The organism is Prevotella communis (assembly GCF_022024175.1).
Taxonomy (GTDB): Bacteria; Bacteroidota; Bacteroidia; order Bacteroidales; family Bacteroidaceae; genus Prevotella; species Prevotella communis.
Map to the genome: position 1 here is coordinate 166,238 of NZ_CP091794.1, position 20,614 is coordinate 186,851.

The 20,614-nt window shown below is 49.3% G+C and carries 13 protein-coding genes and 1 tRNA gene; 2 read left to right on the plus strand and 12 right to left on the minus strand.

Annotated features, from left to right (window positions below; translation table 11 throughout):
• Positions 1 to 51 precede the first annotated feature (51 nt).
• The gene (locus tag L6466_RS00705) at positions 52 to 858 is read right to left on the minus strand and encodes a CPBP family intramembrane glutamic endopeptidase (protein ID WP_091813332.1); all 807 of its coding nucleotides are present in this window, start codon (positions 856 to 858) and stop codon (positions 52 to 54) included.
• Between the two features lie 9 nt (positions 859 to 867).
• Positions 868 to 1,800: a bifunctional riboflavin kinase/FAD synthetase gene (locus L6466_RS00710; protein WP_237802382.1), complete on the minus strand. Its 933-nt coding sequence runs from the start codon at positions 1,798 to 1,800 to the stop codon at positions 868 to 870.
• Positions 1,801 to 1,930: 130 nt separating this feature from the next.
• Here L6466_RS00710 and L6466_RS00715 point away from each other — a divergent pair.
• A tRNA-Ile gene (locus L6466_RS00715) sits at positions 1,931 to 2,004 on the plus strand.
• Between the two features lie 49 nt (positions 2,005 to 2,053).
• Here L6466_RS00715 and L6466_RS00720 read toward each other — a convergent pair.
• Positions 2,054 to 3,289: a M16 family metallopeptidase gene (locus L6466_RS00720; protein ID WP_237802381.1), complete on the minus strand. Its 1,236-nt coding sequence runs from the start codon at positions 3,287 to 3,289 to the stop codon at positions 2,054 to 2,056.
• Between the two features lie 94 nt (positions 3,290 to 3,383).
• Between L6466_RS00720 and L6466_RS00725 the strand changes: the two genes are divergently transcribed.
• On the plus strand, positions 3,384 to 4,328 hold the full coding sequence (locus tag L6466_RS00725) for a carbohydrate kinase family protein (RefSeq protein ID WP_091853251.1): 945 nt from the start codon (positions 3,384 to 3,386) through the stop codon (positions 4,326 to 4,328).
• Here the strand turns inward: L6466_RS00725 and L6466_RS00730 are convergent.
• The 9 genes from L6466_RS00730 to L6466_RS00770 form a co-directional block, all read right to left on the minus strand.
• Entirely contained in the window at positions 4,318 to 6,555 is a 2,238-nt protein-coding gene (locus tag L6466_RS00730; protein WP_237802380.1) for a M6 family metalloprotease domain-containing protein, read from the minus strand. The genes L6466_RS00725 and L6466_RS00730 overlap by 11 nt on opposite strands.
• 108 nt (positions 6,556 to 6,663) lie before the next feature.
• On the minus strand, positions 6,664 to 7,989 hold the full coding sequence (locus tag L6466_RS00735) for a hypothetical protein (protein WP_237802379.1): 1,326 nt from the start codon (positions 7,987 to 7,989) through the stop codon (positions 6,664 to 6,666).
• A gap of 47 nt (positions 7,990 to 8,036) precedes the next feature.
• Positions 8,037 to 9,410, minus strand: coding sequence for a DUF4302 domain-containing protein (locus L6466_RS00740; protein ID WP_237802378.1), 1,374 nt, complete (start codon positions 9,408 to 9,410; stop codon positions 8,037 to 8,039).
• 20 nt (positions 9,411 to 9,430) lie between these two features.
• Complete coding sequence (locus tag L6466_RS00745) at positions 9,431 to 10,366, minus strand: zinc-binding metallopeptidase (protein WP_237802377.1); 936 nt, start codon at positions 10,364 to 10,366, stop codon at positions 9,431 to 9,433.
• A gap of 23 nt (positions 10,367 to 10,389) precedes the next feature.
• Positions 10,390 to 12,072 carry a RagB/SusD family nutrient uptake outer membrane protein gene (locus L6466_RS00750; protein WP_237802376.1) on the minus strand — a complete coding sequence of 561 codons (1,683 nt, stop codon included), beginning with the start codon at positions 12,070 to 12,072 and terminating at the stop codon, positions 10,390 to 10,392.
• A gap of 40 nt (positions 12,073 to 12,112) precedes the next feature.
• Complete coding sequence (locus L6466_RS00755; protein ID WP_237802375.1) at positions 12,113 to 15,433, minus strand: SusC/RagA family TonB-linked outer membrane protein; 3,321 nt, start codon at positions 15,431 to 15,433, stop codon at positions 12,113 to 12,115.
• A 166-nt stretch (positions 15,434 to 15,599) separates the two neighbouring features.
• A complete protein-coding gene (locus tag L6466_RS00760; protein ID WP_237802374.1) occupies positions 15,600 to 16,133 on the minus strand; it encodes an LOG family protein in 534 nt (177 codons plus the stop codon).
• On the minus strand, positions 16,130 to 18,583 hold the full coding sequence (locus L6466_RS00765) for a family 8 glycosyl hydrolase (protein ID WP_237802373.1): 2,454 nt from the start codon (positions 18,581 to 18,583) through the stop codon (positions 16,130 to 16,132). The genes L6466_RS00760 and L6466_RS00765 overlap by 4 nt, the downstream gene beginning before the upstream one ends.
• A 24-nt stretch (positions 18,584 to 18,607) precedes the next feature.
• Positions 18,608 to 20,596 carry an alpha/beta hydrolase-fold protein gene (locus tag L6466_RS00770; protein ID WP_237802372.1) on the minus strand — a complete coding sequence of 663 codons (1,989 nt, stop codon included), beginning with the start codon at positions 20,594 to 20,596 and terminating at the stop codon, positions 18,608 to 18,610.
• Positions 20,597 to 20,614 lie beyond the last annotated feature (18 nt).

The window sequence follows — 20,614 nt, forward strand, 5'->3', positions numbered from 1 at the left end:
GCCACCCGCGAAGGATGGCTTTTTTTGATGCTGTTATCTGATGTCTTGCTTTTAGTGCTTCTTCATCCACAGGTTCAACTGGTAGATGGCCGGGATGAAGATGAGCAGCGAGAATCCTACGGCCATCAGGGCGCGCGACTGGGAGCCGAAGATGTCTGTGATGCGCACCTCGGGATCCTGGTAGATGCGTGCCAGCAGATAGGCTACCGTATTATTGGCCCAATGGTAGATGATGCCTGGGATGATGCTGCCTGTGCGCTCGTACATCCAGCCAAGGAGCAGACCGATGAGGAAGGGATGGATAAACTGGGCTGGATTCATGTGGGCCAGGGCAAAGAGTAGGGCAGAGAGGGTTATCATGAGCCAGCGGCGCTCTGGCTTCCATTCCAGCAGTTTTCTTAATGCAGCACCACGGAACACCATCTCCTCGGCGACAGGGGCCAGCAGACAGATAACGGCATAGCCACCAGGGGTGTTCATCATCTGGAGCATCGTCTGGGCTGTCTGTTCTATGTATTGCTTGATGCTATCTGACCATTCAGGCATCTGTTCCTGAAAGAATACGGAAGGGATGATGGCACCCAGGGAGGCGATGAAGCACCAGAAGAGGGTTGTCCAGGGGCGCGACTGGATAAAGGTTCTTTTCAGTGGGGTCCATTTCAGCCAGGCAAAGAGTGCGATGGTAATCACGGAGAAACTGCCCATGGCGATAAGGAAACCGATACCGTCAAGTTGAGGTGTATCGCCCTTGATGGCCATCTCTGCACCCAGTACTATCAGTTGTACTACAGTCTGTATAGCCAGGAATGCAACGATATAGGCAATGGCGGTCAGGGGCTTTTTAAGTTCAAGATTCATAATTTACGATTATAAATGATAGTTTGAAAGTATTTGTTCTGCTTGTTCTTTGTCTTTCTGGATCTGGAGGGCCAGGGCATCGGCAGAGGGAAATTGCTGTTCGCTACGCAGACGGGCGATGAAATGGATGTTCAGGCGATGGCCATAGATATTGCCGATAGGTTCCAGGAGGTTGGTCTCGAGGGTACGGTTGGTACCATTGAATGTGGGGCGTGTGCCGATATTCATGATGCCCTGCTTGCGTATCTCGTCGTCAATATCAACCATCACGGCATAGACGCCATCCATGGGGATGAGCTTGTCGTCATCGGGTTGCAGATTAGCCGTGGGGAACCCGATGGTGCGTCCTATCTGTTCGCCGTGGACTACCTGTCCACCGAGGCTGTAGGGACGTCCCAGACAATAGTTGGCTTCCTCTACATTGCCTTCTTTCAGCAGTTGGCGCACGCGCGAGGAACTCACATTCTGCTTCCCTATAGCCAGTGCGTCGCCACACAGCACTTCGATGCCGAGTTCGCGTCCGTAGCACTGGTAGTCCTCGAAACCTTCTGCACGGTCATGACCAAAACGGTTGTCGTAGCCTGTGAGCAGCACCCGCACGCCCATGCGCTCATACATCAGTTGCATGAAGTCGCGGGCAGAGAAAGCGGCCATCTGCCGGTTGAAGCGCAGCACCACGACGGTGTCGATACCTGTGGTCTTCAGCAGGCGCAGTTTCTCGTGGAGGTCCGTCAGCAGTTCTGGTTTCCATCCTCCTTGTACCACCTGGCGCGGATGACTCTCAAAGGTGATGGCCATAGACCGCATACCACGTTCTGCAGCCTCTTTTCGCAGTTGCGCCATCAGGAACTGATGTCCTTGGTGCACACCGTCAAAGAAGCCGATGGTGGCAACGTATGTGTCATCATTGAGTGTCTGGTCAGGGAAGAATATTGTTTTCATTGTTTGCAAAGGTAGTGCAAACCGAGCGAAAAACCAAAGAAAAGATGCCGTTTTACGTCTTTTTACACAAATAATTTGGATATTTCACGAATATCTCGTACCTTTGCAGCCGCAAAAGAAGATTTTGCTCGGACTTGTAGCTCAGTTGGTTAGAGCAACAGACTCATAATCTGGAGGTCCCAGGTTCAAGCCCTGGCTGGTCCACAAAGAAGCCTCAGTACATTGCTGAGGCTTTTTTGTGTCTTATTCCTTCTTATTCGTAGATAAGTGTGGTGATATGTTCTGGGTCGAAGATATCGCGCGCCACCTGTTGCAGGTCTTGCGGCGTGAGACTATCAATATGTTGCATGATGTCGCTGAGGTCGCGCTCCTTACCCTGATGCAGGAAGTTTTTGGCGAAGTCGAGTGCAAACTGTTCGCGGCTGTCGCTGGCAATGGCAAGCTGACCTTGCAACTGCTGTTTGGCCTTTAGGAGTTGTGAGGTACTAAGCGGATTCTTGATGAGGCGGTCCAGTTCGCGACGTACCAGGCGACAGCAGCGTTTCACGTCGTGTGGGTCGCATCCGAAATAGGTGCACCAACAGCCGGTGTCACCATAGCATACCATACTGCTCTCTACACTATATACCAGTCCGTTGCGCTCACGGAGCGACAGGTTCAGGCGCGAATTGAGGCCAGGGCCGCCCAGGATGTTGTTCAGCAGGTAGAGGGCCCAACGGCGCTTGTCGTCGGCTGCATAGGCACGCGAGCCGATGATGACGTGGGCCTGGTGGGTGCCGCGATGGCGGATAAGGAGTCTTTCCGGCTGATTTTCCGGTTTCTCTAATATCTCAAGATTTTCTGATCTTTCTGAAATATGCGTATTATCTTTGCAACTAGCGCGCAGCCAGGTTGCGAGGCGCTTAAAGTTCACATTGCCGCTGGCAAAGAATACACAGTTATCTGGACGATAATAGCGGGCTGTGAAACGACGAGCATCCTCGCTAGTATATTGGCGTACCTGTTCGCTGGTGCCAAGGATATTATGACCTAAGGGGTGACCTTCGAACAGGATGTTCTCTATCTCGTCGAAGATAAGTTCGGCTGGCGAATCCTCATAGCTTTCTATCTCGTCGCATACCACTTCGCGTTCTTTTTCCACTTCGTTTTGAGGATAGGTGCTATGAAACACAATATCACAGAGCACATCGACGGCTTTTTTCATGTGTTTGGCCTGGATGGCACAATAGAAAACGGTGTCCTCCTTGTTGGTGAAGGCGTTCAACTCGCCACCCAGTCCCTCGATGGCATTGATAATCTGTACGGCGCTGCGATGCTCCGTGCCCTTGAACGACAGGTGCTCGCAGAAGTGGGCCAGTCCCTCTTCGCCAGGCAGTTCGTGGCGGGTGCCGGCCTTCACGGCAATGCCGCAATAAACCACCTGCGAGTAGGAGGGCAGGTGGATGATGCGCAAGCCGTTTTCCAGTGTAATCGTATTGTATCTTGTCATTTGCGATGCAAAGGTACGAAAAATAATTCATAGTTCATAGTTCGTAGTTCATAATTAATTCGTATCTTTGCAGCCAACAAAAAAACAAGAGACTATGAGAAAAGTAATAGGTATTGGCGAGACTGTTCTCGACATTATATTCAAGGACGACCAGCCCATGGCGGCTGTTCCTGGTGGCAGCACGTTTAACTGCCTGATTTCGTTGGGCCGTTGTGGCGTGAACGCATCGTTTATCAGCGAGACTGGTAACGACCGTGTGGGTCGCCGCATCATAAGCTTCCTCGAGGAGAACGGCGTGGATGCCAAGTCGGTGTCGGTGTATCCCGACTCGAAGTCGCCCCTGTCGCTGGCATTCCTCAACGAGCGCAACGATGCCGAGTATATCTTCTATAAGGATCATCCCAAGGACCGCCTGGACTTCAACTATCCTGAGGTCAATGAGAACGACGTGGTGGTCTTTGGATCGTATTATGCTGTGAACCCTGTGATTCGTCCGCAGGTGCATGGCTTCCTCGACTATGCCAAGTCGCACGGCGCCATCCTCTACTACGACGTGAACTTCCGTTCTTCGCATAAGGACGAGGTGATGAAACTTACACCCAACATTCTCGAGAACCTGGAGTTGGCCGACATCCTTCGCGGCTCAACAGAAGACTTCGAGGTGATGTTTCGCAAGACCGATGCCGACGCCATCTATCGCTCGCAGGTGTCGTTCTATACCAAGAAGTTCATCTGCACCAACGGCTCAGAGCCCGTGGAGCTGCGTGCCGACAACGGTTTCAAGAAGCAGTATCCCATCCAGAAGAACGACAATGTGGTGAGTACCATTGGTGCTGGTGATAACTTTAATGCTGGCTTTATCTATGGTCTTGTGAAATATAATATCACCCGTGAGCAGATGACCAACGGGTTGACGGAGAAACAATGGGACAACGTGATAGCCTGCGCTATGCAGTTCTCTGCCAATGTGTGCAAGAGCTTGAACAACTATGTTGACGAGGATTTTGCACGGGCAATAGCAGAGCACCCTATCTCATAAGGTGCTTCTTGCCATTGCGTATGATAATGCCACGATAGTGGTTGCCAACCTTCTGGCCATTCAGGTTGTATATCTGCGAATTGTCGCGATGTGCAACCTGAATGCTTTCTATGGCATCGGTATTCGCATCATCATCCTTGATACTCACGGTGATATCATCGATGTGGGCTACCGTGGCTGCGTTGCCGCCTTGTACGAATATCTGTATCTGATATCCCTTGGGAATCACCATGTTGTAGCTGAGGGTGGCGGTGGAGTTGGGAGAGATAATCTCAGTGCTCTTGCCGTTGTTGCTGGGGATGATGGTCCATGAGCTCGAATTCTCGACCTTGTATCTCGTGGTGACACGTGTCTGGTAATTCTCACTCCATACCTGGAAGGATAGGTTGCGCAGGGTAAAGGGCAGGGGAGAACTCTCAAGGGTGCCGTTGCGTTTTACCTTTACTGCCTGCTGACCGTTTCCATAGGTATCGGTGAGCCATTCTACAACGGCATTATTGAGATTCCAGTTGCAGAAGACGCCTTTCCCATCAGTAGCATCAGCTGTGGTGACGTCCATCATTTCGAAATCTTCTGTCAGGCGCTTGTATTTCAGTTCTTTCGTGGCCTCGAAGGAAATCACGCCATCGGCCGACTCGGTGATGTCATACAGATTGAATGGTGCATACGTTCGTTTTGATGAGACGAGAGCAGGTTGAGCGTCTGTAGTCAGGTCACAGACATTGCCATTGCCAGGGAATGGCGCATAGGCTGTTTCAAGACTTCTGCCAGGAGCCGCGTTGAGTAGTTCGAAATGCATGTTGTCAGGGGTTACGTTCACCAAATTATTCTCCCAGACATAGGAGTCTGATAAATCTGCACGCCATACCAGCATGCCGTGGCCTGGCAGGTAGCTATCCCAACCCTGCAGTTGGCGGTTCTCAATGAAGAAAAGCTCATCCTGTGTTCCTGATTGAAGGATAAGGCACTCGTTGGATGTGTCGAATGGATTAAGCGTGTAGTTGCCTTCCGCATTTATCTCTGCAGGCGTGGCAAAGCCTAGTACATAGCGTTCAAAGGCATTATAGCCAGCAGGGGTTATTCCATTATTGAGATAACTGCCTCCCGACATGATGTCCCATACCCCAGGATGCTCAGACTCTCCGTTTTCCTCATAGTCTACATCATAGTGATCTGCAAGGCCCAGTACGTGACTGAACTCATGGCACATAGTGCCTATACCGTCCAGATATTGATGCCGGTCGGCGTATGCTTCCTCATCCTGAAGTTCCACGCTGCAAGCATAGCGGCCAAAATATTTTTTGTCATAGCGAAGGCCATAGGATCTTGCTATGTGGGATAAATCATTGGCGTGCGGCCATAAGTAGTTTTCGTTATTACCTGGAACATAACTGCCATAGCCGGCAAAGATGAAATAGCACATGTCGATATAGCCGTTATTGTCGAGGTCATATTCGCTGAAATCTACTTCACTGTCAATTTTGGCGAATACTTTCTTGAAGACATTGGCCATGGTGGCAGGACTAACTTTGTTTCCTCCTATATCAGTTGATTTCACGTTGATCTGCACAGGTCCCACCACGTTAAATGTAGGGTCGAAAATACCTAGAGAGTTATCGTAGAAATAGTCGCGTGCACTGCCGGTGACATCCACGGGGTAATACTCACGTGATGTGTCATGGAGGTTTTTCTCGTTGGTAAGTCGCTGATAGAAGGATTTAGGATCGTCAAGAGAGAATTTGCGGTCACTGAACTCCACGAGGATGACCAGTCCCTTGAACGTGCTATAGTCAATGGGATCCCATAGCATGCCTGCCCTGTTCATACGCTTGCCTAATGACGTATAGTCTCTTTGCATCTGCAGAGCACGGGCCTTCATCTCTTTCTGGTATGAGGTCATCTCCGGAGAAATCATCTTTTTGCGATTTGCCAGAAAGGAGAGATGACTCTCATCACGCTCAGCGATATTTCTTGCAATGGTGTTTGTGGCTTTCAGTTGACCATCTGCACCTTTGTCGGCATAGCGGTAGAAACCGTCTTCGCCTTTCACTACGGTGAAGCCATCGGATGTTGTCATGAAATGACGGAACTCATCGCCATGCGTCAGCAGGGTGATGATGGTGCCATCGGGTTGTGGTATGTCAACGGATTTTGGATTGGCAGGGATTGCCATTAGTCGCGCTGCTGCAAACAGCATTGCAGTCATTATCAGAGTAAGTCTTTTCATTAGTCTTTTTACCTTTGGACTGCAAAATTACGAATAAAAATCCAATATGCCAAGAAAAAAGGGAAATCCCTGACGAGATTTCCCCTTTTATATAATATGTTAATGAAATTACTTCTTGATGAACTTCTTACCGTTGCGGATAACAAGGCCCTTATAGTCTTTGCTAATGCGCTGACCAGCCATGTTGTAAGTTACGTCAGAATTGCTGCGTGTAGTCTTAACCTCATTGATACCGTCAAGTTCGTAAGTGATGGTGATGGCCAAGTCGGTCATGTCGAACCAAGTACCTGCAAGATCTTTTGTCTTGCTCCAACCATAGAGGCTTACAGATGTCATTCCGTCGCTGGAAATAGTGGTAGTCTCTGTTTTCGCATCATCCTCAATAAACAGCACAGAAGCTTCACCATCAGCCCAATTGCTGTAGTCAGTTAAGAGACTTACAGGAGTGAATATTACCTCATCAGTAGTCGTTCTTGCTTCGTCTACATAGAATGCTACTGTACCAAGTACCTGATCAGCACTGATTGTAACTTGAGTTCCATCATCAGATTTCTCCATGAACACCCAAGCATCATCCAATCCTAAACTTGCAGGATAGATGCCGCTTACATAATAGCCATCGTAAGCAAGGTATACATGGGCATCGCCACCAGCAAGGTCTTTTGTTTCCACTTGGTTTGTTTGTGAATTATAGCTCATTTCTTTGGCTGTCCATGTAGCCTTAGAGACATATTTGTTGATGTTTGATGCAGGCTGAATGTCAGGATTAGCAATCAGTGTACCAGCAACGGGTGCGGTGGGGTTTTCGCCGTTCTCATTGAAAATAGCGATGAAATGATTCATTGACAAAGCAGGGATGTACAATTCCTTATTCTCTGCAAAGTAATATGCACCGATGGTCGTCATGTCGTTTCTTGTAGCTGTGATGGCTGTTTTGGTCATTGCAACAGTTGCAGCGCCGTAAACAAACTTGCCATTCTTGCTCTCAAAACCTACTGTGCCGAGATTGAAGGTGATAGAGTCGGCACCCATTGAACTGTACTTATTGCTTGCTGTCTCAACAGTTCCTTCCATATAATCCAAGCCATACAGAGACAGATAGGCTTTTTTGTCAGCAACATAGTATTTGATCTCAGAGAACATGTTCTTCTGAGTGACACCCATAAAGTCGTTGATGACATATACTTGCTCTGAAATACCTTGCTCGCCGTTGTCGTCTGCAGCTCTCTTTGATGTCTGTGCCTTTGCGAAATCAGCCTTGAGCTGCTTCAGGGTAATTGTGTTGTCAAGATTCACAACCTTTGTGTTGAATGCCTTATTGGTATTTTTCTTCACTAGGTTCTCTACCGGTGACTTCGGTAAGTTTGCTTTCTGCTGAGCCATTACTACAGTAACAGTGGCTGCGGCAAGTGTTAAGAGTAAAAACTTTTTCATAATTAAATAATTTAATGTAAATAATAAAGAGTTGATTATCTAGTTAGTTATTGCTGTTCAGGACCGTCACCGAATGGGAAGTAGACAGGTTCTGCCATTAGTTTCATGTAATTACCTGATGTTTTCTGATCTATGAGTTTCAGATACGTTGGCTCCTTGATGTTGTCGGTTTCAATCTTGAAAGTACGGCTGTTTGTTTTGCTTTCACCAAAAGTCTGTACGGCATATTGCATACGCGCACCGTCCTTATTTGGATAGAATACCTCGGCGTTTCCAAGTTCGTCGAATTCACCATTGAACCATACCTCAATCTCATCGTTACTCTTCTCCTTATAGTCGAAATAACATTCTGATACAAAGACAGAATAGGGACTTGCTTTGTCAACAGGACCTACGGTTAAACCGAAGCGGTTACGCATCGTTCCGAAAACGGCATATCTGATGACCAGTTCCTGGTTATAGGCTTTACCAAAAGAGAGAAGGCCATTGCGGAACTGATTCCAGCGTGGCTTAGCAAAAGAGCCTAACTCTTCTGTTGTAAGATACCAGATACCGTCAACTAATTGTTCGCAGAGTGTTGGCGTGAATTTCTCCAGTGTAATGTTACCTGTACCTTCCTGTTTGTAGGTATCTGTATCAGATGCATAGCGGAAGCCATTCACCTTTTCGCCTTTAAAGTTGAAGGTTTCGTATAATGTTATACCGTTTGGAGTGATGATATAAGGCAATTTCTTTGTAAGACGGTTACCTTCTTCATCAGTAGTAGTATAACTTAACACGCGGTTACGTCGGTTGGCTTTCATTTTAATGCTGTCATTGCCAAGAATCATGTGGTAGCTACCTTTCTGCATGACTTTTGCAACGGCGGCAACCTCTCTGAGGTATTTGGCCCATACAGAGTCTGTGATTTCTGTGGTGTCATCGGTAAGTGGTGTCATCACGATCTTGGTGTCGTGCTTCTTACCGCGCATCACTACTGAGTCAGCAGATGCTGAGATGATACGGAACTCCAGGTCGGCGCCAAAGCCGTTCTCTGTCTGACTGTTGTAACCATCGTTGTTGACAGGGTCAGAGAAGTAGTGGAAGAGTTCACAGTATTCGTCGAACGACAAGACGACCCCGCTACTCTGTTCCAGTTTGAAGTGGCTGACAGCTGTCGTATCTGCAGCAAACTTCTCGTTGGCAATAGTTACTTTGCCGTTCTTCTCGAATTTGCACAATACGTTGAAGCCTCCGAAATCCAGGTCTCCATACATGGTCATGGCCCATCCGTTAGGAGCTGATGTCAGGATATCCATATATTTGGCTGTGGCCTCTTGCAGACGTTCGGAAGGACTCTTCAAGTCGTTGTCGTCACTGCAGGATGTATAAACAGTCAGCGCTGCCAGCAGCAGAGTTGCTTTTAATAGTATCTTCATCATATATTGTTTCCTCCTTCTGATTAGTCAAGTGTTCTTAAATCCATTTCCAATACCTCGTGAGAGCGGCGCAGTACAACCGTACGCAGATCGTCGAGTTCGAATCCCCATGATTCTTTCATGTATTTCTTGATGATCTCCAGCTTCTTCTCGATGGCCTCACGTCCTGTCTTATCGCTGCCTTTCTCGCCAGCTTTCAGAACTTTCTCCCAAGCTTCAGGAGTATGTGTGACGTATGTGGCATAGATTTCTGCCATATCCTCACGAGCCTCACCGCTGGCATAACCCGTAACGAAGCCTTCAAGGGGAGCTTCCTCATCTTTCACGTTAATCCAGTCGTTAGCATGATACTTGCCGGCAGAAACTGTATTGAATTCCATAGGATAGCTCTTGGTCTGCTGCAGGATATGCAGGAACTCGTGGTGCATCGTGTGGAAGAACCAGTAGTTCATATCAATGGGCACAGCAGCAGAATTGGGGAATGGACTGATACTGTCAATGAAGATATTGTCAATGTCCATCGCGTTGACGCGGAACAGCGTAATCTTCAAACCACCTTCAGCGGTACCCAGCACCATTGCACCATCGCTGCGATACTCAGCAGAGCCGATGTACTGGAAAATACGTGGGCTGTAGCTCTTGATGAAATCTGCACCTACCACCTCTTTGTAAGCGTCAATCCAAATATGTTTCATCATCTTGGCCAGTGCCTTGACGTTTTCCATCTTGGCGGGAATCACGTTGTATTTCTGGTCAGTCTCATCGTCCTGATAACGGTAGATAATATGGATGTTGTAAGGGTCCATATAATTTTTACGCAACCAGCGGTCAAAATCAGCCGAATCGGTCTTCAAATCGTTGGCAAAGATGCTTGGCTGCTTGGGCTCGTCGTCAGAAGAGCAAGCTGTAAAGCCCAGTGCTATAGCACATCCAATCAGAAAATATGATATCTTTTTCATCTTGTTGTTCATCATGAAAATAATTAATAGACTCTTTCATTATACATTTTCGAGGTGTTGGGCTTGTTCAGGTCAGGGTTCTGTCCTGTCATATGCTCAGCACCATTGCCAGAGAGGTCGTCTGTGGTGCGGGGGTTAGCCTGCAGACCAGCCGCAATGACGTCGGCAGGCAACTGGATGGCACCACGCAGGTCACCGGCAGTAAATGTAAGAGGATCCTCGTCCTCTATGTAGTGTTCATACTCAATACCATAACGCTTCAGGTCCATGAAACGCAGGCCTTGGAGCATGTTGGTGACACGGCGCATATAAAGAATCAGCTGAATCAGATTCTCCTGAGTGCCTGCCTCAACGGTGAAGCCCTGGGGATGGAGTGTCTTCTTGATGCTTCTCTCAAACTCGCTCGCAGGGTGAACGGCAGCATACTTGATGCTGTTCATGAAAGCATTTACGCTACTTTCAGTGAAACTCTTGCGGGTTGTACTGCCATACGATTTCTCTAGGTTGGCTTCAGCCCATGTGTTCATATCAGCCAGGGCTTTTGTATACTCCTTCTTATGAGCGTAAGCCTCTGCACGACACAAGATGGTCTCGTCGCCGGTGAAGAGTACATCGACAATATGTACATAGCCGATGCCGTTTACCTTGTCGGTATATTCAAAAATCTCTTCCAGCTTTGGTTCCCTGACGATGTTGTTGTTACCATACAGACTGTGAGCCGACCAAAGCAGACTGCTGCCTGATGTGGCCGTTGAGGGATTCCAGGGAGAATAAGCCCAGTAGGTGTCGTAACTCAGTACGGTCATATTGTGGGCGTAGCGCAGATAACCACCATCCAGTACACGGGCAGCGATAGAATAAGCGGGACCCATCAGGAAGTTACAGGGCTGACTTGACTGGATATACATATTGAAATAGTCGTCAACACCGGCTGCGGTATTATAGGGTTCACGCTGGCGCAGACAGTCTATAGGAGAACCACCCAGGGCCTTGGTTGCATATTCAATCACCTTGTCCCAATTCTGATAGTAGAGGTTGAAACGAGCGGCAAAGGCATAAGCAGCCTTGGTGTTGAAGTGATATTTGGGAATGTCGTAAGCGGCATCGTCAATCAGTGGCAGAGCCTCCTCAATATCAGCATTGATATGCTTATAGAGTTCAGCCAGTGTGCCGCGTTCGTAATGGGTATTTACAGACTGCTCTGGCTCCAGAGGGTAGGGCAGACCAAGATACTTGTCGGCCTTGAGTGAGTCGTATGCCATGCAGAACACGGTGCTCATCTGGAACATGCTGAAAGCGCGGCACAACAGGGCCTCGCCACGCTGGGCTTTCAAATCATCGGTATTACCCATGTCGTTAATAGCCTGAAGAGCTTCGTTGGCTGTAGCCACTGCTTCGTAGTAGCCATTCCAAAGGTTACGAGGACAGTCAATATCGCTGGCTGTAATGGTCTTGAAACGATACATCTCGTCCACCTGAGGAAGTGTGCTGTATTTCTTTCCGTTGTCGGTAACGTTGTCTGATGATATTTCCGATACCAGGATGGTGCTCACCGTAGGATAAGCTGAGGTGATGAGTTTAGACACCTTTGTTTTTGAATCTATGATAGCACGGTCATCGGGCAGTTTGTCCAGGTAGTCGTTACATGAGGTAACTGCTATGCTGAATAACAGAAGTGCAGGCGTTAGTTTATTTATCTTAATCATAATCTTCTTTTCAATTATCAATTATCATTTGTCGATTCCTTTACAGTCCGGCACGGAGCGTGAAGGTGAACTGGCGAGCCATAGGAACGGCTACACCACCTGTGTTGAAGAACTCGGGATCCTGACCGTTGAGTTTGCTGTCAGAATAGATCAGGAACAGGTTGGTACCCTGCAACTTCAGGTTGAGTGAGTTGATACCCAATGGGTTTATCCATGAGGCGGGCACATCGTAAGAGAGCGAAATCTCCTTCATACGAATGAAGTCACCCTTGGCAATACGAGCCGTAGAATAGTTGTAAGCGTTATAGGCATAGCTCAGATAAGGGTCTGCCTGGTTCATACGACGGTCTGCCAGAACGGGGATGTTGGTCTTCAGTTCGTCGCCACCTACTACCCAGCGGTCATTAAACTCCTTAGGCATAGCATCCAAATCGCTGTAGCTTGACCTGAATACGGGGTCAAGGCGAACGACATTGCCAAATGAATATGAAGCAAATACATTCAGGTGGAGGTTCTTATATGTAAAGGTGTTACCCAGTGAACCGGTGATGGTGGGATCCGTAGGACCTTCATAAACCAGGTGATCGAGTGCGTAAGACTGGAAGTCGTGATCACTTGTTGTCAGGTTACCGTCCTGGTTGATGAATGTGGGAAGACCATGTTCGTCAAGTCCCTGGAAGTCAATGCTCCAGAGGGCACGGTAGGGATAGCCCACCATCGTGAAACCATTACGCTGGTACTGACCGGTGAGATAGTAGATAGGACTACGGGAATCCAGGTCGGTTACCTCAGTCTTGTTGTGTGAGAAAATGAAATCGGTGTTCCACTTGAAATCACCAGCCACAATGTTCTTGGTTGAGATGCTCAGCTCCTCACCGTGTGATTTCATTGTAGCCACGTTGGCATACTTGGTAATAGCGCCGCCAACACCCGTTGTCATGCGAGGACCAATCAGGTCGAAGTTGTTACGCATCCACCAGTCGAAGGTCACGTTGATGCGGTTGTTCAGCAAACCGAGGTCAACACCTACGTTAAACTCGTGCTTCTTCTCGTATGTCAGGTCGGGGTTGCCAAACTGCTGAATGTCAAGCGCTGTCTCCTTGTCGGAAGCGAAGGGACGCCAGGGGTTCACACTCTCAATGATAACCATGGCATTGTTGACAGCAGGCTTGTCGCCAGTCAGAGAGTATGACAAACGCAGTGTAGCATGGTTCAGGATGTTCTTGAAGGTATCGGCAAACCAAGACTCCTCATGTGCATTCCAAGCACCAGAGATATTCCAAGTAGGCAGCCAGCGTGCTTTGAGGCTACGGCCCAACTGGTTGCTACCCTCGTAACGTACGGTTGGGGTGATGGTGTAGCGATGCTTCCATGAGTAGGTGGCTGTGCCGAAGAAGGCGACATTACGCTCGTAGTTGTTGCTTACCTCGTAGTACATGTTGTTCTCCTCGCTAGCCTGCTTGAAGAAGTGGTAATCATAAGCACCGAGCATACCCATCTCGTACTGCATGCCTACACCGTTGAAATAGTTAGCGTTACGCTCAATATCGTTGACCTCCATACCACCGAAGACATTGACGATATGCTCTTCTTCCTGTCCGAAGGCATCGTTATAGCTTGCGGTAGCGCGGAAGTTCTTACTGTTCATCACGTTCTTGTATGTGCGGTAGAAACCACCCTCTGGCAATACAGAGTATTTCAGTGAGTTGGGCACATCGGGATCCTGATAGAGGAAGGGGTTGTTGTCACGCATGGTGGCATCGTCCATGGCACGGAAAGCCATAGACTGGTTTGAGTTCTCCTTGATCATGTGTGTGCGGGTAGCCACAGAATAGTTGTAGGCTCCCAATGCAGCCAGCTCCAACTGACGGATGGGCTTGTATTTCAGTTCAGCCTGGAACTTCAGGTTCACCACGTCAAGATCCATGTAGTTGTTGGCCAACTCGTTATGGATATTGAAGGGAGCATAGTTACGTGTATAGAATGTATTAGGATCCAGCGCACGACTCGTGTTGATAGCATACGAATAAGGGTTGATGTCGAAGTCACGAGTTACCTGTCCTGACACGGGGTCAGCGCTTTGGTTGGTGGTACCCGGAGCCTCCTGTTTACGATAGGCAGCATTGCCAATCAGGTTCAAAGAGAGTTTCTTTGACAGGTTATAGAGCGCGTTGATGTTTGCTGTGTAACGCTGCACCTTGCTGCGCTCAGTCCATCCTGGATCGTTCATCACAGAGAATGAAGTATAGTACTGAGCCTTATCGGTACCTGAAGACATTGAGATAGAGTGGTTCTGTGAGATACTTGTTGAGAAGAGCTCGTCAAACCAGTTGGTGTTGCGGAACTCAGCTTCCTGCAGGTAGGCATACATAGCCTCGTCGGTATTGGGCAGGAGGAACTGTCCCGTGGCGGAATCGTAGGTGTTCATCAACTGGTACATCTTACCGTAAACACCGCTCTCTGAACCGCGGTAGGTGTCAGAGAATGTCAGCCAACCGGCGTTGTACATCTCTCTGTATGTGCTCATCTGCTCCTGAGAGTTCATGATGTTGAACTGTGAGTAGCTGGGCTTCAAACGCATGGTGAACTCACCTGTATAGCTGATATGTGACTGTCCGGCCTTACCTTTCTTGGTGGTTACGACAATCACACCACCCATCGCGCGCGCACCATATATAGAGGTAGCACTACCATCCTTCAAAACCTGGAATGACTCGATGTCGTCGGCGTTCAGTCCGGCAATGGCACTTGAAATCAGGGTATTGGCGTCACCACTTGACAAGGCGTCTGCGTCTACCTCGGTAACATCTTCCATTACGACGCCGTCAACAACCCACAGGGGCTTTGAGGCACCATAGATAGAAGTAGCACCACGCACACGAATCTTGGGCGCAGTACCAAAGGTACCAGATACGTTCTGTACAGACACACCGGCTACACGTCCTTCCAGAGAACGTGAGATATCGGCCACACCGTCAATCTTTGCTTTCTCAGCATCAATCTTGGTGGCAGCACCTGTAAACAGACGCTTGTCCTGTTTCTGCATACCAGTTACCACAACCTCTTCGATAACCTTAGAGTCTTGAGTCATCGTGACCTTCATGCCATTCTTTGGGGCAAGTCTCTTAGTTACGTAACCGATATAACTAAATTCGAGTTTTTTTCCGGAAGGTACATCGATTGTGAACTTTCCGTCTACGTTGGTAACGACACCATTGTTGTTTCCTACAACCTTCACTGTAGCACCGATCGCGGGTTCGCCGTCATCCTGCATCACAGTTCCTGTTATCTTGTTCTGTGCGAATGCTACTCCGATTGAGAGTAATAAGGCCGTCAGGAAAACTGTTAGTCTTTTTTCCATAAATTGCTAAAAAATCAATCTTTTTACTTTGTTTTTGATTTACTACTTTTACCAGATTTAATGGTTGAGCGTGCAAAAGTAATACTTTTTTCCGTTATTTCAATAAAATTTCAAAAAAAATGCGCTATTTTGCGTCATTTTTTCGTTTTTATCAACGGAAAAGTAACTATTTGGAAAGTTTTTGTTCGATTTCGGTTAATTTTGTGACTACAAAAATGTAGTCCTGCCAGTGCCCGCGAATGACCCCTTTCTGTTGTAAATCATCCATGCAATTGATAAGGGAATCCCAGAAGCCTTTCATGTTCCAGAGTATGATAGGCTTCTGATGAAACTGAAGGGTAGCCGCTGCTGCCACGGTAAAGAGTTCGTCGAGTGTGCCGATGCCGCCAGGAAGGATGATAAAAGCATCACCCTGTAGCATCATCAGGTCTTTGCGGTCCGTTAGGTTTTCTGTTGGGATATGTACGTCCAGATAGGGACTGAGTCGTCCCATCTCCTCTATTTTGCGTGGAACGACGCCGATGACTTGTCCTCCAGCCTCTTTTGCTGCCTTGCTTACGGCATGCATCAAACCGGCGTCATGACCTCCAAAGACAATGGAATGGCCATTCCGCGCCGCCCAACGCCCGAGTTCTTCTGTCATTGTGAAGAACTCGGGGTCGATATCCTGGTTGGCGGAACAGAAAATGCAGAGTTTCATTTCTTGTCGTTTGTGGGGAAAATCACCTGATACTGTCCACTGAGGTGCATGAACGCGAAGAGGCGGAGCAGACCGTCATAGTAGGCATCGAAGTAGCCATCCTCAAAAGGCTCGTGCTTAGCATTCCACAGTGCTTCGATGAATTCCTTCTTCTTGTCGTGCTGACAGAGCACAGAGGCGGCAGCAGAGGTGGCTACCAGTCCTATACTGTGACGCAGTTTGCGGAAGCCGCCAGCCTGCAGAATCTCATTGCCCTCAGGCAGACTGCCATCTACACGGTACTGGTCTACGAAGCTGTCGATGCCCTGGCTATAGAGGAAGTTCTGTATCTTCTCGCCATACTGCTGTTGCCATTCGCGGTCGGCACAACTCCATTCATAGTCCAGCGCAATATTCATGGGTACGCGCCAGGAATCGTAGCGGAAGTTATTGTTTCCATTCCTGCGTGGTGCTGCGTTCTGCTGTTGTCCCTGAGGCCTGCCCGGGAATCGCATCATCTCCATCTCGCTGCCGTCGTATTGGCATTGGTCACCGTTCAAGCCTGTTGTATCGTTGATGCACTTGTGCAGGAACTCACGGCTTTTCTGTGCGCATTCCATCCAATAGTCGCTCCGTCCGTCGTCGGCCCACTTGGCCCATACCTCATAGAAAGCAGGGATATGGTAGCTGGGGTCGGTGAAACGCTGGCCGAAACCATCAGGGGTAAAGGTGATGAGCTTTGTCTCAGGGTCAATCAGGTACATCTTCTGCGGACCTTGCTGCTGGGGACCAAAGCCTCCGAAACCTCCGAAGCCAGGACGTGGCTCAGGCGTATATTCCTTAGGCTGGATACAGTTCAGGATATGCTGTGCCTCGGCTTTGTAGTTGATACCCGTATCATTACCCCAACGGTTAGAGGCAAAGAGGAGCGAGGTAATATAATAGAGTTCGCCATCACTGGCTGCCCCATCGGCATTGCGTGTGCCGTCGGTCCTGCAGCTCCAGGCGAAATAACCCTTACGGGGACCGTCCTGATGCTGCATGTATTTCTTGCTCCAGCGCCACAGACGGTCGAAGATATCCTTCTTGTCCATCTGTACGGCAATCATCATGCCGTATGACATACCCTCTGTACGGGCATCATGGTTCTTGATATCCGAGATGTAGCCCATGGAGTCGCCTACCTCGAAATAGACTTTGTTGGGACCGTAGAACACGTCGTTGAAGACTTCCTGTAGTTTTTTGTCAACCTCCTCACGACTATGGCCAACTTCGGCAAAGAGGTTACGGTAGCGCTTGGTCTCGAAACCACCTTTGCTCCAGGGCTTACCGTCCAAGAGATATTTGTCGATATAAGCCTGTACGATGGGATACTGAATCTGAGGCAACTGACAGTGACCGTGACCACCGATGATGTCACAGCCCATACGGTCGGCAATGCCGAATTTCTCCCATACCTTCTGGGCTGCCTCGGCAGAAACCTTCATAGAGGGGTCGGCCAGCCATTCGTAGTCGGGATTACCCAGCAACAGCAGGGCGCGTGGACAAACCATTGCACAGAGCTCGTGCTGGTCGTAGGGCAGACGGTAAACGCTGTCGCCATGGAAGTTCTCCTTCTGACTCTCCAGGAACCAGTGGTAGTCGGTCTTGTCGATATCCTCCAGATTCTTGCCAGCCAACGTTAACTCATGCGATTTGCGCCAGGCGGCAGCACCGCCTCCGCCAGGCTCCTGTGCGATAGTCAGGGCGATGCGCTCATCGAAGGCACCGCAGTAGAGTGCCATCTTTCCTGCGTAAGAACAGCCCGTGACGCCAATACGACGGGTGTCGATCTTCGTCACCTCCGGACCCAGTTGCTGCAGACCGTCAATCAGTCGGCTCATGCCCCAGGCCCATTCGCTATAGGCACCATTATTCTTCAGTTTAGGATACAGACGGTCGAAGTTGTGCTCGCCGCGGTCATGATGCTTGCCAAACTGTTTATAGTCATTGACCTGTGCCGACGAGAACGTTGTCGTGGCGATAGGCCTGTCGTCGAAAAGCTGACGGGGCAGCGCTATCATATCCGTGCCAATCATCAGCGCATAGGGGGGCTGCCCAACCTTCGGATAGCGAATCTGCGACTTGAGTGTCAGCGTCTCTTTACCAACGGTGACATCGACTATCAGCGTGTCGCCCATCATACGTGCCTTCACCTGGTTAGCCTTTACTGCTGGTTTCTCACCAATGCCGTAGTGCTGGATGAGCGAGCCAATCTCGTTGCGGCGACGCTCCCAGTCCTCGAAGTTCTTGACCCCCTCAAGGGCGTTAGGCAGTTCGCGGATAACGGGTAATTTCTCAGGTGCCTTGAATTTCTTCAATGCATAACGGCTGCCTGTGTTCTCCTGGTCATATACCTGTGGCTGCGCCATGGCTGTCGCAGAAAGACAGACCATGAGCGAGCCAGCAAAAAAAGTTTTTAATGGTTTCATATTTCTATTATTACATATTTTTATTTATTGGGGACCGCCAAAGCCACCGCCAAAGCCGCCACCGAAGCCACCAGGTCTGCCGCCTCCGAAGCCACCGCCACCGAAGCCTCCGGGTCGGCCACCACCGAAGCCAGGGAACTGAGGAGCCTGTTCGCGTCCTACCTCAAGGAGCATCCTGACGAGTGCACGGCGACGCTGTGTCCATGTGGGATAGTCGTCAGCACGCAGTGTGCGCATCTTGAACCCACCCATCTGCTGGGCGCCCTGCATGAAGTCCAGCGAACTGGTTGTAAGAATCAGCGGTTTCGTCTTGCCCTCGGCCACCAGACGGTCGGCAATGGCGTCAGCACCACCAATCTTAAACCAACTCTCCATCGTGTCACCTTCGCCGGGAACCAATTGGATAAACGTTGGAATAGTCATGGTACGAGGCATCACCGAGGTGTACCACGCCTCCATGTGGTCTAAGTCGTACGACACCTTTCCGTGCTCAATCTCTCCCTGAGAAGCGAAGTTGAACGGTGAATGAGGATTGTCGGCAATACTGTATTTAAAGCCCTTGTCAGGTGATAAGTACATGTTGCTGGGGTCGCAAACGGGTGTGCCGTCAACCACGAAGCAGTATTTGAACGTATCAAAGAGATAATCATTGAGGGTGATGCTCCATACACCGTCAGAGTCGCGCTTCATGTCCAGATAGTCGGGCAACATCTCGCAGTCCAGCAACACCTTCTTGGCCTCAGGAGCCTTGAAACGGAATGTGATACCCTCAGGGGTATATTCTGGAGAGATGATGGGGCGGGGGAACAGGCGTGCCATCACATTAGCAGTGAACTGCTGTTCCTTTCCTGTCTTGGCGGGAGCAGGCTGTCCAGCTTTCATCGCAGCCTCGGAAGCTTTCTTGTTGAACAGCAAAGGCAGGGTCTTGGCCAGGAAATACTTGGCATTCATCCAGGTGTGGCCGAACTTGTCCGTTGTAAACTCCTTCACGCTCTGGATACCCTTGTCGTCCAGGAACTGCATGTAGTCGCGGGCATTGCCATAGAGGAAGTCATCCGTACCCACGCCCAACCAGAACAGATGCAGTTTCTTGTTGGTGTCGCCGGCCTTGTCATAGACATTTGGGATGTCTGTTGACGTGAACGAACTGTAAGAGCACAGATAAGAGAACTTGTCAAGATTGGTCAGACCGTTAAACAGCGCCTGGTTGCCGCCACGCGAGAAACCACCGATGGCGCGACTGTCGCGGTCGTTCTTGGTACGGTAGTTCTTCTCGATATAAGGCATCAGGTCGTTGATGAGGTCCTTGCTGAACACGTCGCCGCCGAAGCGTGTCTGAGGAGCAGAAGCCTCGGGACGTCCCTTCGTTGCTGCATCAGGAGCATCGGGGAGTTTCAGCTTTGAGGGATTACCATAGGGCATCACCACAATCATCTCCTTAGCTTTGTTCTCTGCCAGCAGGTTATCCATGATATAGTTCACGCGTCCCACCTTATAGTAAACTTCCTCAGTATCGGTAGTACCACTAATCAGGTAAAAGACGGGATATTTCTTCTGCTGGTCCTCCATATAGCGAGGAGGCAGATAGACAATAGCGTTATTCGTGGCCCCCAGACTCTTAGAGTAGTAGTGTACATATTCTACACGACCGTGAGCCACATCGCGGATGTCGTGAGCCAGCGGACTGCCCTGTGAGGGAATCTCCAACAGACTGTTCTTGAAACCTTCGTTGGGGAAATACTGAGGATTCATGGGGTCCATCACGCTGATACCGTCCACGATAAAGCAATAAGGATACATATCGGGGGCTGCAGGACCAAGGGTGACCGACCATGTGCCGTCGGCACCGCGCGTCATCTCTTTGCGACCGGCAAACTGCACATCGACCAGCACATTCTTTGCTGAGTCGTTCTTGTATTGGAAGGTCACTGTCCCGTCGTTATTCGTACGGGGTTGCGCCATGACCGTAGCTGCACAGGTCAGGAGCGTAAACATAAGCATTGTCTTTTTCATATTGTTTTAGTTTGTAGG

What these genes read in the sequence shown, in the direction of transcription:
- L6466_RS00745 (WP_237802377.1), bottom strand. Translation starts at nt 10,366, where the DNA reads ATGAAAAAGATATCATATTTTCTGATTGGATGTGCTATAGCACTGGGC.
- L6466_RS00710 (WP_237802382.1), bottom strand. Translation starts at nt 1,800, where the DNA reads ATGAAAACAATATTCTTCCCTGACCAGACACTCAATGATGACACATAC.
- L6466_RS00740 (WP_237802378.1), bottom strand. Translation starts at nt 9,410, where the DNA reads ATGATGAAGATACTATTAAAAGCAACTCTGCTGCTGGCAGCGCTGACT.
- L6466_RS00770 (WP_237802372.1), bottom strand. Translation starts at nt 20,596, where the DNA reads ATGAAAAAGACAATGCTTATGTTTACGCTCCTGACCTGTGCAGCTACG.
- L6466_RS00755 (WP_237802375.1), bottom strand. Translation starts at nt 15,433, where the DNA reads ATGGAAAAAAGACTAACAGTTTTCCTGACGGCCTTATTACTCTCAATC.
- L6466_RS00765 (WP_237802373.1), bottom strand. Translation starts at nt 18,583, where the DNA reads ATGAAACCATTAAAAACTTTTTTTGCTGGCTCGCTCATGGTCTGTCTT.
- L6466_RS00705 (WP_091813332.1), bottom strand. Translation starts at nt 858, where the DNA reads ATGAATCTTGAACTTAAAAAGCCCCTGACCGCCATTGCCTATATCGTT.
- L6466_RS00735 (WP_237802379.1), bottom strand. Translation starts at nt 7,989, where the DNA reads ATGAAAAAGTTTTTACTCTTAACACTTGCCGCAGCCACTGTTACTGTA.
- L6466_RS00720 (WP_237802381.1), bottom strand. Translation starts at nt 3,289, where the DNA reads ATGACAAGATACAATACGATTACACTGGAAAACGGCTTGCGCATCATC.
- L6466_RS00730 (WP_237802380.1), bottom strand. Translation starts at nt 6,555, where the DNA reads ATGAAAAGACTTACTCTGATAATGACTGCAATGCTGTTTGCAGCAGCG.
- L6466_RS00725 (WP_091853251.1), top strand. Translation starts at nt 3,384, where the DNA reads ATGAGAAAAGTAATAGGTATTGGCGAGACTGTTCTCGACATTATATTC.
- L6466_RS00760 (WP_237802374.1), bottom strand. Translation starts at nt 16,133, where the DNA reads ATGAAACTCTGCATTTTCTGTTCCGCCAACCAGGATATCGACCCCGAG.
- L6466_RS00750 (WP_237802376.1), bottom strand. Translation starts at nt 12,072, where the DNA reads ATGATTAAGATAAATAAACTAACGCCTGCACTTCTGTTATTCAGCATA.